The organism is Janthinobacterium sp. SUN033 (genome assembly GCF_030397595.1).
In the GTDB taxonomy this organism is placed as follows: Bacteria; Pseudomonadota; Gammaproteobacteria; order Burkholderiales; family Burkholderiaceae_D; genus Janthinobacterium; species Janthinobacterium kumbetense.
This window is the reverse complement of sequence record NZ_JAPQNV010000001.1, coordinates 1,059,792-1,073,640: the sequence shown is the minus strand read 5'-3', so window position 1 is coordinate 1,073,640 and position 13,849 is coordinate 1,059,792. Positions and strand designations below refer to the sequence as shown.

Sequence of the window (13,849 nt, the reverse complement as noted above, 5' to 3'; positions counted from 1 at the left end):
CCGTGACTATGTGTGAGTTTTTTGTTGGCAATTTCCTCCATACTCGTTGTCAACCCCATGCCTATTGATACCGCTCAATCTCCATAAAGGTAGCTCATGCGCTTTTTCCGGAACTGCTGCTGGCTCGCGATCACCCTGGGGGCCGGCATCGGCCATGCCGCCGAACCGGGCGTCACCGAGACGCAAGTCCGGCTGGGCATGGTCAATGCCCAGACGGGGGCGGCGTCCGGGCTGGGGCGGGCCATGCTCGACGGCGCCACGGCCGTTTTCCAGGAAGCGAACCAGCGCGGCGGCATCCATGGCCGCAGCATCGAGCTGGTGGTCGCCGACGACGGCTACGATCCGGACCGCGCCATCAGCGAAACGCTCAGACTGGTCGAGGAAAAACAGGTGTTCGCCCTGTTCGGCAACGTGGGCACGCCCACCACCAACGCCGTCATACCGATCGTCCAGGAAATGAAGGTGCCGCTGGTGGGCGCGTTTACGGGCGCGATGACCTTGCGCCGCCCCGTGGTGCATGAAATCATCAACTTCCGCGCCAGTTATGACGATGAGTCCGATGCCCTGGTGCAGTATTTCACCAGCCGGGGCGTCAAGCGCTTTGGCGTCCTGTACCAGGATGACGGTTTCGGCAATGCCGTGCTCGACGGCACCGTGCGCGCCCTGCAGCGGCGCGGCATGGCGCTCGTTGCCAAGGGTTCCTTCCAGCGCGGCACCACGGCCGTCAAGGCGGGCTTGGCGGCGCTGATCGGGCACGACCTGCAAGCGGTGGTCATGGCCGGCCCCTACACGCCGGTGGCGGCGTTCGTGCGCGAGGCCAGCCAGGCCGGGCTGAAGGCGGCCCTGTCCACGGTGTCGTTTGTCGGCACGGACAGCCTGCTGCAACTGCTGGGCAAGGAAGGCGACAACATCGTCATTTCGCAGGTAGTGCCCCTGCCGGAAGAACACCAGCTGCCCATCGCCGCCGACTGCGCCGCCCTGCTGGCCAGGCACGTGCCGGCGGCCAGGCTGTCTTTTGTCAGTTTCGAAGGCTGCATCTCGGCCACCCTGATGGTGGCGGCGCTGCGCCGCGCGGGCGCCGATCTCACGCGCGAACGCCTGATCCGGAGCTTCGAAACGTTCGACCGGCTCGATCTGGGCGGCTTGCGGGTCATGCTGGGCCCGGACAACCACCAGGCGTCGACGGCCGTCTTCCTGACCCGCATCGCCGACGGCAGGATCGTTCCTGCCGACCCGGCGCCCGGCGCGAAGTGATGCGCGCGCCCCTCTCCTGGAGCCTGGCATGAAAATCAGGACCAAGCTGATCATCAGTACCACCGTCCTGCTGGCGGGCGTGGCGGCCATGGCGGCGGCCAGCCTGCTGCTGGTGAAAGGCATCGAAACCCATGTGCACGGCTTGACCGACCGGACCGTGCCGCTGTACACGGAGGTGTTGCGCCTGCGCTATACCGTGCAGGACATGACGTCGGATTTTTTCGAACTGGGCAAGGCGGAAGACCTGGCGCAGCTGGAGCAGGTATCAAGCAAGATCGTCGCCAATATCCGGACCGCCGAGAGCATCAGCCAGGACTTGCGGCGTTATGGCGAGTCGCAGGCGCCCCGCTATCACTCGGCCTTCGAACAGGAATTCCAGCGCATGCGCGTCGCCGTGCGCAAGCGCCTGGAAAACGAGGCCTATTACAAGGCGCAGGCGATGCAGATGCGGCAAGTGCTGGCGCAGATCAAGGCCGCCGCCAAGGCTGCGCGGGGCAAGATACGCCTGGTCGACAGCCAGGCCCAGGCCACGGCCGCCGAGGTGCAGCTGGAAAGCCAGCGCCTGAACGAGAACGCCCGCTACCTGACCGACCTGCGCAAGAGCATCCACGACATGCAGATCGCGCTGGCCGAAACGGAAGCCGTGAAGAACCGTTTCCGCATCGCCCCCTTGCGCGAGCGCCTGGCGGCGGCGATGGCGCACCTGGCGGGAACCAGCGAGCGCGACATCAGCCCGGCGCAGCAGGCGCTGCGGGCAAAGCTGCTGGCCACGGCGCGCCAGATGCTCGATCCCGCCGCCGGCTTGCTGGCCTTGCGCGCCGGCCTGCTGGCCGAGGGCGGCGCCAGCGCGGCGCAGCAGGCTGCCTATGCCGCCCTGAAGGAGCGCACCAGCGCCGCCCTGGCCGGCGCCCACCTGCGCCTGGCCGAGGAGCTCGACCCCATCGAACTGCAGCTGGCCATCGGACGCGACCGGCTGGCGGAGGCCGGCCGCTACATGCACACGTCAGCCCGCATCGAAGACGCCAGCGGCGAAATCAACCTGGCCGTCGACGCCATCAGCATCGACGTGGGCGAAGTCATGCTTGCCACGGCAGCCGGCGACGTCACGCGCCTGGGGCAGGATATCGCGCAGCGCATCAGCGCCCTGCACCGCGACATGGCGACCATGCAGACCTTGCTGCAAAGCATAGGCCAGCTGGCCCTGCTGGCCGAAACGCGCGGCGTCAACACCCAGCTCGATGCGGTCGAGCGCGCGGGACAGCGGCTGGTGCAGGCCAAAGGCAGCGTGCTGGACAGCCAGACGGCGCTGGACGAGGTCATCGCCCACGTGCGCGCCTTCGAGCGCGAGCAGGCCGCCTATTCCACGCAGCAGGTGGCGCGCATCACGGGCCAGCAGCAGGACGCGGTGGCCAAGGTGCGCGAGGGAGTGCGCCGTGCGTTCGTGCTGATCTTCGGCATCGCGCTGGTCCTGCTGCTGGCCTGCGTGGCCATCACGGGACTGATCAGCGCTTCCATCGCCAGGCCGCTGGCGCGCCTGTCCCATGCCATCGCCCATATCCGCGACGGCAAGGCGCTGTCGGTGCGCGTGGCGCAGCATGGCAGCGATGAACTCGGGCAATTGATCCTGGGCTTTAACGGCATGCTCGAGCACGTCGAACAGCGCGACCTGGCGCTCAAGCAGGCCAAGGCCGAGGCCGACGCCGCCAACCGCGCCAAGTCGGCATTCCTGGCCAAGATGAGCCACGAAATCCGCACGCCGATGAATGGCGTGCTGGGCATGACGGAATTGCTGCAGCGTACAGAACTGAGTCCCAAGCAGCAGCGTTTCGTGCACACGGTGCACCGTTCGGGCGAAAGCTTGCTGAGCATCATCGACGACATCCTCGACTTTTCCAAGATCGAGGCGGGCAAGCTGGTGCTCGAGCACATCCCCTTCGACCTGCGCCAGGTGATCGACGATGTCGTGGCGCTGTTTGCCAACGGCATCCAGCGCAAGGCCATCGAATTTACCTGCCGTATCGCCCCCGACGTGCCGCAGCACGTGCGCGGCGACCCCGTGCGGCTGCGGCAAATCCTCACCAACCTGCTCAATAACGCCACCAAGTTCACCGAGCGGGGCGAGATTGCCGTCGATGTCAGCCGTCCCGCCGCCGGCCAGATCCGGCTGGAAGTGCGCGATACGGGCATCGGCATGACGCCGGAAGCGGCAGCGGCCGTCTTCCAGCCCTTCCGCCAGGCCGACAGCACCACTTCGCGCAAGTACGGCGGCACGGGACTGGGCCTGGCCATCATCAAGCAACTGGCGGAGATGATGGAAGGCAACATCGTGCTGAAATCCGTGGCGGGCCAGGGTTCCAGCTTTGCCGTCACCGTCGCCGTGGGCAGCGTGGCGCCCGGAGACGCGCCGCCGGCGCCGGCGCTGCCCCGCCAGCGCGCTGCGCCGGACACCGCCGCCGCAGGCCAGGCGCCGCTGCGCATGCTGCTGGTGGAAGACAATGCGATCAACCAGGAAATCGCCCTGGCCATGCTGGAAGACAGCGGCTACGAAGTCACGCCGGCCGACAACGGGCGGCGCGCGCTGGCCCTGTGGGAGCGGCAGACCTTCGATGTGATCCTGATGGATTGCCAGATGCCGGAAATGGACGGCTTCGAAGCGACCCGGCGCCTGCGCCGCATGGAAACCGAGCAAGGCCGCGTCCGCACGCCCATCATCGCCCTGACGGCCAATGCCATCCTCGGCGACCGCGAACTGTGCCTGGACGCGGGCATGGACGACTACCTCGCCAAGCCGTACACGCGCGCCGCCCTGCTGGCCGTGCTGGCCCGCTGGCGTCCGGCGTCCGCCGCGCCGCCTGCAGCCGGGACGGTGGCAGCCATAGAAACGGCGCCAGCCACGGTGGAAGCGGCCGCCATCCTCGACGCGGCCGCCCTGCAAACCCTGCGCGCCATGCGGCGTCCCGGCCGTCCCGACGTGCTGGGCCGCATCATCGACCTGTTCTACAGCGACGCCCCGCGCCTGCTGGGCCAGCTGGAAGTGGCTGCCGAAGCCAGCGACGCGGCGGCCCTGCAACTGGCGGCGCACACGCTCAAGTCGAGCTGCGCCAACGTGGGCGCGCTGGGCTTGTCGGCCACCTGCCGTGAAATCGAACAATACGCGCGCGGCAATGACGTCGGCAGCGCACTCAACCATATCCGCGGCATCCAGCAAGAACTCGACCGTGTCCTTGCCGCCCTGGCCCTTGAGAAGGAAGCCATATGAATACCGCACTGCCCCTGCAACCCCTGGTCCTGGTGGTCGATGACGACACCATGACGCGCATTTTGGTGACGGAAGCGCTGGAGCCGGAAGGCTTCCGCATCGAGGAAGCGGCCAGCGGCCTGGAAGCGCTGGCCGCCTTCCAGCGTGGCGTGCCCGACCTGATCCTGCTCGACGTCGCCATGCCCGGCATGAGCGGCTTCGAATGCTGCGCCCAGCTGCGCCGGCTGCCTGGCGGCGCGCACGTGCCCATCGTCGTGCTGACCGGCAACGACGACGATGACTCCATCAAGCAGGCGCTGGAAGCGGGCGCCAGCGATTTTATCTCCAAGCCGATGCAATGGCGGCTGCTGGCGCACCGGCTGCGCTACCTGCTGCGGGCCAGCAGCGCCCTGACCGAGTTGAGCCGCATCCAGGAAAGCCTCAGCCACGCGCAGGCGCTGGCCCGCCTGGGCAACTGGGAATACCGGGTCGCCGACGGCGACGGCTACTGGTCGCCGGAACTGCTGCGCATCCTGGGCCTGGACGCGGGCTCCGGCCCCACCAGCTTCGAGCGCCTGCTGCAATGCCTGCCCGAAGAGCAGCGGCCCCTGCTGCTCGATGCCTTCATGGAATTGCATGCCAGCGGCACCAGCTACGGCCTGGAACACAAGGTGCTGCAGCCGGACGGCGGCGAATGCATCGTCTTTCATCAGGCAGAGGCCGTGCGCGAAGGCCGCCAGGTGCTGCTGATGCGCGGCACCGTGCAGGACATCACGGAGCGCAAGCTGCAGCAGCGGCGCATCGAATACCTGGCCAACCACGATGCGCTGACGGATTTGCCCAACCGCCAGTTGCTGAACGACCGCATCGGCCAGGCCATCGCCCATGCCCGCCGCACCCGTTTGCACCTGGCCACGCTGATGCTCGATCTCGACCGTTTCAAGTTCGTCAACGACAGTTACGGCCACCCGGTGGGCGATGCGCTGCTGCAGGAAGTGGCCCGCCGGCTGAAGGTGGCGGTGCGCGAGGGCGACACCGTGGCCCGCCAGGGCGGCGACGAGTTCGTGATCCTGCTGACGGACCTGTCCGACATCGACACGGCCGAGCAGATCGTGAAAAAGGTGCTGGCGGTGTTCGCCGATCCCTTCGTGCTGGGCGAACATACCTTGCACGTGAGCACCAGCATCGGCGCCAGCGTGTTTCCGTCCGACGGCGACAGCGGCGACATGCTGCTGAAAACGGCCGATGCGGCCCTCTACAGCGCCAAGGACAAGGGCCGCAACGGCTACCAGTTCTACAACCACAAGATGGGCGTGCTGGTGGAAGAGCGCGCCGAAATCGAGCACGCGCTGCACCAGGCGCTGGCGCTGGGCGAGCTAGAACTGCACTATCAGCCCAAGGTCGACCTCACCAGCGGCAAGATTTATGGCATGGAAGCGCTGCTGCGCTGGCGCCGCGACGGCATCGGGCTGGTGCCGCCGGACCGCTTCATTCCCCTGGCCGAGGAAACGGGCATGATCGTGCCCATCGGCGAATGGGTGCTGCGCACGGCTTGCGCGCAACTGGGCGTCTGGCATGCCTACGGCTTTACGCATCTGACGATGGCGGTGAACGTGTCGGCGCGCCAGTTCCGCCAGGCCGACATGCCGCAACTGGTGCGCGAAGTGCTGGCCGACAGCGGCGTGCCGGCCCACTGCCTGGAACTGGAGCTGACGGAGAGCGTGCTGATGCAGAACCGCGACCTCGTGGTGACGGCGCTGGAACAGTTGAAGGAAATCGGCATCACCTTGTCGCTGGACGACTTCGGCACCGGCTACTCCAGCCTGTCCTACCTCAAGCAGTTCCCCATCGACGTCGTCAAGATCGATCAATCGTTCATCCGCGACGTGACCGACAGCGTGGATGGCGCGTCGCTGACCCGCTCCATCATCGCCATGGCCAAGTCGCTGCGCATGACCACGGTGGCCGAAGGCGTGGAAACGGAAGCGCAATTGGGATTTCTCAATACCAACCGCTGCGACGCCATGCAAGGCTATTACTTCAGCCGCCCGCTGCCCGGCGCCGAGATGGATCTGATGCTGTATGCCGGCACCCATTTGCCGCCCGAAAACTGCCATGCCGACGCGCCGCAACGCGTGCTGCTGCTGGTGGACGACGAGGAGCATATCCTGTCCTCCCTGCGCCGTTCGCTGCGCAAGGAAGGCTACCAGATACTCAGCACCAGCAAGCCGCAGGAAGCGCTGGAACTGGTGGCCGCCCACGCGGTGGGCGTGATCCTCACGGATGCGCGCATGCCTGGGATGTCCGGCAGCGAGCTATTGCGCCGCATCAAGGGCGTCTATCCGGAGATCGTGCGCGTGATGTTGTCCGGCTACCCTGAATTGCATTCGGTCACGGCAGCCATCAACGAAGGCTCGGTGTACAAGTTCATCACCAAACCGTGGGACGAGACCCTGCTGAAAGACCATTTGCGCGAAGCCTTCCAGCGTTTCGAGTCCGGCGTGCAGCGCCCGCCAGTGGGGCCGCATGGCGTCGAGATCAGCAACCGTGCCGCCTAGGCGCGCCACCGGGAGCCATCATGCAGGAGCTGCTGTTCTTCGAAGGCTTGCGCGCCCTGGCCGAAGCCGCCTTTCCCAAGCATTGCGCCTGCTGCGGGCGCGTCTTCGCCACGGCGGACGAGTTCATTTTGCAGACGCAGGCGATGCGCCAGCATGTCTCCGGGCTGAAACAAAGCTTCGATGACAACAACGTGGCCATCGTCGAGGTCTACCGCAACTGCCTGTGCGGCTCGACCCTGATGGACTTCTTTTCGGACCGGCGCGGCACGTCGGAGGCCAGCCAGCAGCGGCGCCAGCTGTTTGAGCGTCTGTTACCACTTCTGCAAGAAAAAGGCATGGAACGGCACGCGGCGCGCGAATATCTGCTGCACGTCGTGCGCGGCCGACTGCCGTGACGGGGCTGCTGGCGTATATGATGCCGCCTGTACACACTGACAGGAAAAGGCTGGCGGCGGACCATGACAACCATAACACAACGATTGCAGGAATGCGGCATCGATGCGGCGCAGGCAGACGCCCTCGCGCAAGATATTCAACAGAGGAAATATGGCCCCTTGCTGCAGCAGTTGCTGCTGCGCGGCCTGTGGGCCGACGTCATCGACGAATCCATGCCGCAGCCGCTGTGGCTGGAACGCTGGCGCGAACTGGGAGAATCAGGCTTTCCCTTCATCAACTCCCCTGCCCTGCAGCGCTTGCTGGACGCCGGCGTCGACGTGCACGACCTGACGGACGTCGTGCGTTCCGCGCAGGTATTGACGATCTATAACATCGCCCAGCTGATCGACGAACCTTGCCGCGACCTCGGCTACGACGTCGCCGATGCCCCCGACGTGCAACTGGCGTATGTGGATGAAGCCGGCACGCCGCACCAGCCCGGCAGCCTGCATGATGCGCTGGAAGAGAACGACCCGGCGGGCCGCCACGGCCAGCCCCGTACACTGGAACTGCGCCAGTTCAGCGGCTTGCCGGGCGAATTGCAGAGAGAACTCAAGGACTTGCTGGCGCAAAAGGCGTGGTCGCAGGCGGCCGTGCTGTGGAAACGCGCCGCGGGCGGCGAGCTCAAGCACTGCCTGGCGACGGTGCAAAGCCTGGCGCGCCAGCTGTAGCGGCGGTGACAGCCTGCATTACCAGTAGCCGAGCACTTTCCACCAGGTGGTGCCCACGACGGCAAAGATCAGCAGTTCCACCACGCACATGATGAAGCCGACCCGCCACCAGTTGCCCATCGTCACGAAGCCGCTGCCGAAGATGATGGGCGACGTACCCGTCGCATAGTGGGTCAGGGTCATCATGATGGCCGAGCCGGCCGTCATCATCAGCATGAACGGCACGTGGTATTCGGCCGGGATCAGGTGCAGGCCCACCGTCAGGAAGGCCAGCAGCATGGCGCTGATGTGGGCCGTCGTGCTGGCGAAGAAGTAATGCGAGAAGACAAACACCAGCACGAGGACGCCGGCGATCGGCAGCCAGTCCATGCCGCTGGCGATAATCGCCGCCTTCATGCCGGCCGAGAACCAGGCGATCACGCCCGTCTTGTTCAATTGCTCGGCCATCATGACGAGCGCGCCAAACCACACGAGGGTATCCCAGGCGCTCTTTTCCGACAGCACGTCATCCCAGTCGATGGTGCCGGTAATGATCAGCACGAACAAGCCGACAAAGGCGACGACCGTCGCATCGAGCGAAAACGCGGGACCGAACAGCATGGCTGGGACGTTGGCCCACAGCAAAAGCAGCAAGGCGAAGGTGCCCAGCATGACTTTTTCCGACGGCGACAGCGGGCCCATGCTTTTCAATTCCGCCTTGGCATAGGTGACGGCGTCGGGCGTGGCTTTCAGTTCCGGCGGCGACAGCCAGTAGATGATCAACGGCATCGCCAGCAGGCAGACCAGGCCCGGCAGCAGCATGCACAGGGCCCAGGTCGTCCATGTCAGGTGGAAAGCCTGGCCGCTGGCCTTGGCCACGAAGTCGACCACCAGCGGGTTCGGCGCCGTGGCCGTCAGGAACATCGCCGACGTGATCGGGTTGGCGTGGTAGTTAACGAGGGCCAGATAGGTGCCGACTTTCTTTTCCGTGCCCTTGGCCGGGTCCGAATCGAAGGCGTTGGCGATGGACTTCATGACGGGGTGGACGATGCCGCCGCCACGCGCCGTGTTACTTGGCGTAAACGGTGCCAGCACCAGTTCGCAAATCGCCAGGCCATAGCCGATGCCCATGGTGCGCTTGCCCAGCAGCGAGATGAACAGCAAGCCGATGCGGCTGCCCAATCCCGTCTTTTTCAAGCCGCGCGAAATCAGGATCGCCACGACGATCAGCCAGATCAGGGGATTCGAAAAACTGCTGAGCGCATCCGTGATGGCGCCCTTGGACGAGGTCGACGTCACTTGCGACAAGGACACGATGACGATGGCCATCATCGCCATCACGCCGATCGGCATGACTTTCAGGATGATCGCCAAAATCGTGGTGAGGAAGATCGCCACCAGGCCCCAGGCCTTGGGCGTCAAGCCATCCGGCGCCGGCAGCAATAGCATGCTCACCAGCAAGACCGTGCAAATCAGGGCGGGAACGAGGCGGAATGGGACGGCTTCCTTGAAATGCAGGAACATGTCGCGCACTGTTTTATACATCTTTATTACCTTTCGCTGTGGGTCAGGCATCCTCGCGGTCGGAATCGTGCACGCAGATTCATGGGCTGGAAGGCGCACAAACCACGCGCCCGCAAGATGGCAGATGCCCAACAATTCTGTTCGGCAATATCATACACGCAAGACTTCCCCGCCCCCGGCTCCGTTACGGCAGCGCGCGTCCTTATCTTCAAAATCATTGACCGGCAAGCGACACTTGTCACATAATTGCCCCTTGCGTCGCCAACCATCTTGCGAAGGACTCATATTGAATATCCGGAACAGCCATATCGACGCGCTGCGCGGCGCCGCCATCCTGTGCGTGCTGGTGCTGCACTTTGCGCTCGCCTATGGTTTGAAGAACAGCCCGCTCGAAGTCCTGCCATCCTGGCTGCTGCGGGCCGCCTACCAGGGCAATTACGGCGTGACCCTGTTTTTCGTCATTTCCGGCTATCTGATCACCTCGACCTCGCTGCGCCGCTGGGGCGACCTGGCGCGCATCGACCTGGCGGCGTTTTATGCCTACCGCATCGCGCGCCTGCTGCCCGCGCTGCTGCTGGCCCTGTCCATCATCGTACTGCTGGGCGTGCTCGACGTGCCCTTCTTTGCCAATTCCGATGGCGGCAAGGACTTGCCCGCCAGTTACTTCGTCATCGCCATCGCTTCCGTCCTGACCTTCTGGCACAACGTGCTGATGCAAAGCGCCGGCTATTTCAATTACTGCCTGAACGTGTACTGGTCGCTATCCATTGAAGAAATGTTCTATCTGCTGCTGCCCCTGTCGTGCCGCGTGCTGCGCCAGCGGCACTGGATCATGCTGCTGTGCAGCGCCGCCATCGTCGCCGGCCCCGTGTACCGCAGCCTGCATGTGGGCAACGAGATTTACTTCATGTACGGCTACCTTGCCTGTTTCGACGCCATCGCCATCGGTTGCCTGACGGCCCTGCTGACGCAACACTGGCAACCGGGCGCGCGGGCCGGGCGATTCTTGCGCTGGATCGCGGGCCTGGCCCTGACGGCCCTGTACGTGCGCGGCATCGGCGGCCATGAGGTATTCGGTTTTACGTGGATCGCCGTGGCCGGCGCCGCCTTCATCGCGGGCGCCACGGCGGGCCAGGCGGCCGGCCGGGGCCTCCCCGGCCCGCTGCAATGGCTGGGACGGCACAGCTATGAGCTGTATTTGTTCCATATTATCGTGCTGGCCGGCATGCGCAATGTGGTCGACAAGGCGGGCCTGGGCTACGCGGAACGGCTGCCTTGGCTGGCGCTGTTCCTCGCAGCGACGGCGCTGGCGGCCGCCCTCGTGGCCCGCTACGTGTCCGACCCGGCCAATGCCGCCCTGCGCCGGCGCTTCCGGGGCGCCGCCACGGCCGCGCCGGCGTGCGCTGGCGGCAGCCCAGGCGCGGCACCCTGAAAAACTGAGCCAGGTCAAGAGTCCGCATGCCCGCAGCCCATTTACGGGCGAATTTCAGCCCGATCTTGCCAGCCGCACTATAATGTTGGCACCGTGTGCGGCAGCATTGGCGGCGATAGACGGTAACAATTTCGTGTGGAGGCCGGTACAATAGCGTCTGGGCCTACACAGGGTTTCACTTTTGCCAGCAGTTGCCAGCAACTAACCATTTTTTTGACCAGCCAACAAATACTATGAGTTCGATGAATGAAGAGCGCGTTTTAAGCGTGCACCACTGGACGGATACCCTGTTCTCCTTTACCACCACGCGCGACCCGTCGCTGCGTTTCTCGAATGGCCACTTCACCATGATCGGCCTGCGCGTCGACGGCAAGCCATTGCTGCGCGCCTACAGTATCGCCAGCGCCAATTACGAAGACCACCTGGAATTTTTCAGCATCAAGGTACCGGGCGGTCCGTTGACGTCGCGCCTGCAACACCTGCAAGTGGGCGACACCGTCATCGTCGGCCGCAAGCCGACGGGCACCCTGGTGTCCGACTACCTGCTGCCAGGCAAGCGCCTGTACATGCTGTCGACGGGCACCGGCCTGGCGCCTTTCCTCAGCATCGTGCGCGATCCGGACATCTATGAGCGCTTCGACGAATTGATCCTCGTGCACGGCGTGCGCCAGGTCGATGAACTGGCTTACCACGACTTGCTGGAAGAGCATCTGCCGAAACATGAGTTCCTGGGCGAAATGGTCAGCGACAAGCTGCGCTACTACCCGACCGTGACGCGCGAAGACTTCCGCAACATGGGCCGCATCACCGAACTGATCGAGAACGGCAAGCTGGCCGAAGATCTGGGCGTGCCGGCGCTGAACCCGGCCGAGGACCGCGTCATGATCTGCGGCAGCTCGGACATGCTGCGCGACCTGAAGGAAATGCTGGAAGCGCGTGGCTTCAAGGAAGGCAATACCTCGACGCCTGGCGACTTCGTTGTCGAGCGCGCGTTCGCCGAGAAGTAATCCGCAAGGTATCCGCAAGACCCGAGGGCCCGGTCCCGCCGCACACTGCGGCGGGACCGGGCCTTTTTCATTGCCGCGTCAGCGGGCCAGCCGCGCGCTGGTAGCGCAAGCCATTCATGAAGCGCTGTACGGGCAAAAAGGCGCTGCTGAGGATATCGTCCTGCGCCGCGTAATAGCGCGTCTCGATCTTCAGCAAGCCCAGCACGGTCGCATCGAGCTTGTCCGTCTGGTAGGGCCGGTTTTCCAGCGCGGCGCGCGCGGCCGCCGATTGCGGCGCCTGCCGGTTATTCCAGATCAACATGGGAATTTCATAGCCGCTCTTGTCCGAGGCGGAATGGCCCGCGTGATTGCGGCTGTAGCCCACTTCCTGCCCATGGTCGGAAACGAACAGCAGCGACGCGGCGCGGTCGGTCTTGGCCTTTTCCGTCATGCCGATCAGCGTACCGAGCACATAATCGCCATAGCGGATGGCGTTGTCGTACTCGTCGCGCTGGCTGCGTATCCAGCTTGACCTGCCCTGGTGTTCCATCTGCGCGCTGACGGCGTCGTGCGCCCGGTCGAAATGCGCAAAGCGGCTGGGGTAGCGCATGTCATAGCTGGGATGCGCGCCCAGCAAATGCACGACGATGAGCTTTTTCGGCGCCTCGTCGCGCAGCGCATGGGCGAATGGCTGGAACAGGTTGCCATCAAAATTGTTTTCGCCACGGCCGGTGCCGTAGTTGATGAAGTCGCTTTCATCGGCCTCGCCCGCCAGCAGCCCGATCCAGCCATCGTTGCGCGTCTGGTTCGACACCCAGAACGTCTTGTAGCCGGCCGCCTCGGCCAGCATCAGCAAGTTCGGCTTGGCCATCCACGCATCGGGGTTGCCGATATCGGCCGGCGTGAGCATCGTCATCATCGATTCCACCGTGCTGGCGGCCGGCGAAATCACATCGTTAAATACCAGCAGTTTCGACCGCAGAGCGTCGAGCTGGGGCGTGGTGGCGCGCGGATAGCCGTACAGCGACATCGAGGCGCGGTTGGTGCTCTCGCCGATCACCAGGATGACGGTGCGGGCATCCTCGCCCGCATAGCGCACGTTCCAGTCGCGCGGCGCGGCCATGGCCGCCGTCAGCGCGTGCTGCATGGACTTCATCGCCTCCAGTTGCGCGCTGTATTGCTGGTAGCGCAGCGGCCAGAACAGGGCCGGATTTTCGCGCCGCATGGTGGTATTGACGTGCAAGGACACGAGCAATGCGGCCATGAAGACGGCAAAGCCCTTTTGCGGCAAGCCCGGCGGCGTACTGTCGCGCCCGGCCTGCCAGCGCTGCAGCTGGCGGTCGGCCAGCAGCACTGCCGCCGTCACGAGCACGAACCAGCCGGCCGCTTGCGCCAGGGCGACGCTGTTGTGCAGGAAAAACTCTCCCGTCTCGGCTTGATCTGTCGCAAACATCGCCTGTAAAACCGCATTGGGATTCGGCCGCATGCCAAAATAGCCACGCAAGAAGCCCTTGATGGCGACATCGAGGTAAAACACGGGCACGACGACGCGCACAAGCACGGTAATCGCGCTGGCGCCGGCATTGCCGCGCCACGCATGCAGCACGCCGCCCACGCTCAACAGGCAGGCCGCCAGCAAGACGCTCAATTTCAGGCATTCGTTCGCGCTTAACTGATCGAAGAGGAAGAACAGCAGCAGGCCAGCAATGCTGAACAGGACACGGCAAAACAGAATCAGCATGGCGGCGACAAGTAGGAGGTAATCAACAGGC

9 protein-coding genes are annotated in these 13,849 nt (G+C 64.7%); 7 read left to right on the top strand and 2 right to left on the bottom strand.

Going from position 1 to position 13,849, the window contains the following annotated elements:
• Positions 1 to 96: 96 nt before the first annotated feature.
• The 5 genes from OX460_RS05030 to OX460_RS05010 all read left to right on the top strand — a co-directional run bounded on the left by OX460_RS05030 (position 97) and on the right by OX460_RS05010 (position 8,156).
• Positions 97 to 1,254, top strand: a complete 1,158-nt coding sequence (locus OX460_RS05030) for an ABC transporter substrate-binding protein (RefSeq protein WP_289897884.1) — start codon at positions 97 to 99, stop codon at positions 1,252 to 1,254.
• 28 nt (positions 1,255 to 1,282) lie between these two features.
• Complete coding sequence (locus tag OX460_RS05025) at positions 1,283 to 4,513, top strand: hybrid sensor histidine kinase/response regulator (RefSeq protein ID WP_289897883.1); 3,231 nt, start codon at positions 1,283 to 1,285, stop codon at positions 4,511 to 4,513.
• Positions 4,510 to 7,050 carry an EAL domain-containing protein gene (locus OX460_RS05020; protein WP_251348691.1) on the top strand — a complete coding sequence of 847 codons (2,541 nt, stop codon included), beginning with the start codon at positions 4,510 to 4,512 and terminating at the stop codon, positions 7,048 to 7,050. The genes OX460_RS05025 and OX460_RS05020 overlap by 4 nt, the downstream gene beginning before the upstream one ends.
• A 20-nt stretch (positions 7,051 to 7,070) precedes the next feature.
• Positions 7,071 to 7,445 carry a hypothetical protein gene (locus OX460_RS05015; RefSeq protein ID WP_251348690.1) on the top strand — a complete coding sequence of 125 codons (375 nt, stop codon included), beginning with the start codon at positions 7,071 to 7,073 and terminating at the stop codon, positions 7,443 to 7,445.
• A 63-nt stretch (positions 7,446 to 7,508) separates the two neighbouring features.
• On the top strand, positions 7,509 to 8,156 hold the full coding sequence (locus tag OX460_RS05010; protein WP_289897882.1) for a hypothetical protein: 648 nt from the start codon (positions 7,509 to 7,511) through the stop codon (positions 8,154 to 8,156).
• A gap of 18 nt (positions 8,157 to 8,174) precedes the next feature.
• Here the strand turns inward: OX460_RS05010 and OX460_RS05005 are convergent, their stop codons facing one another.
• Entirely contained in the window at positions 8,175 to 9,680 is a 1,506-nt protein-coding gene (locus tag OX460_RS05005) for an anion permease (RefSeq protein WP_289897881.1), read from the bottom strand.
• A 265-nt stretch (positions 9,681 to 9,945) separates the two neighbouring features.
• Between OX460_RS05005 and OX460_RS05000 the strand changes: the two genes are divergently transcribed.
• The gene (locus OX460_RS05000) at positions 9,946 to 11,091 is read left to right on the top strand and encodes an acyltransferase (protein WP_289897880.1); all 1,146 of its coding nucleotides are present in this window, start codon (positions 9,946 to 9,948) and stop codon (positions 11,089 to 11,091) included.
• 233 nt (positions 11,092 to 11,324) lie between these two features.
• Complete coding sequence (locus OX460_RS04995; protein WP_035818959.1) at positions 11,325 to 12,098, top strand: ferredoxin--NADP reductase; 774 nt, start codon at positions 11,325 to 11,327, stop codon at positions 12,096 to 12,098.
• Positions 12,099 to 12,165: 67 nt separating this feature from the next.
• On the opposite strand, the gene OX460_RS04990 is transcribed toward OX460_RS04995, so the two are convergent.
• Positions 12,166 to 13,818: a phosphoethanolamine transferase gene (locus OX460_RS04990; RefSeq protein WP_289897879.1), complete on the bottom strand. Its 1,653-nt coding sequence runs from the start codon at positions 13,816 to 13,818 to the stop codon at positions 12,166 to 12,168.
• Between the last annotated feature and the right edge of the window lie 31 nt (positions 13,819 to 13,849).

Coding starts and splice junctions, on each gene's coding strand:
- OX460_RS05030 (WP_289897884.1), top strand. CDS start 97: ATGCGCTTTTTCCGGAACTGCTGCTGGCTCGCGATCACCCTGGGGGCC.
- OX460_RS05025 (WP_289897883.1), top strand. CDS start 1,283: ATGAAAATCAGGACCAAGCTGATCATCAGTACCACCGTCCTGCTGGCG.
- OX460_RS05020 (WP_251348691.1), top strand. CDS start 4,510: ATGAATACCGCACTGCCCCTGCAACCCCTGGTCCTGGTGGTCGATGAC.
- OX460_RS05015 (WP_251348690.1), top strand. CDS start 7,071: ATGCAGGAGCTGCTGTTCTTCGAAGGCTTGCGCGCCCTGGCCGAAGCC.
- OX460_RS05010 (WP_289897882.1), top strand. CDS start 7,509: ATGACAACCATAACACAACGATTGCAGGAATGCGGCATCGATGCGGCG.
- OX460_RS05005 (WP_289897881.1), bottom strand. CDS start 9,680: ATGTATAAAACAGTGCGCGACATGTTCCTGCATTTCAAGGAAGCCGTC.
- OX460_RS04995 (WP_035818959.1), top strand. CDS start 11,325: ATGAGTTCGATGAATGAAGAGCGCGTTTTAAGCGTGCACCACTGGACG.
- OX460_RS04990 (WP_289897879.1), bottom strand. CDS start 13,818: ATGCTGATTCTGTTTTGCCGTGTCCTGTTCAGCATTGCTGGCCTGCTG.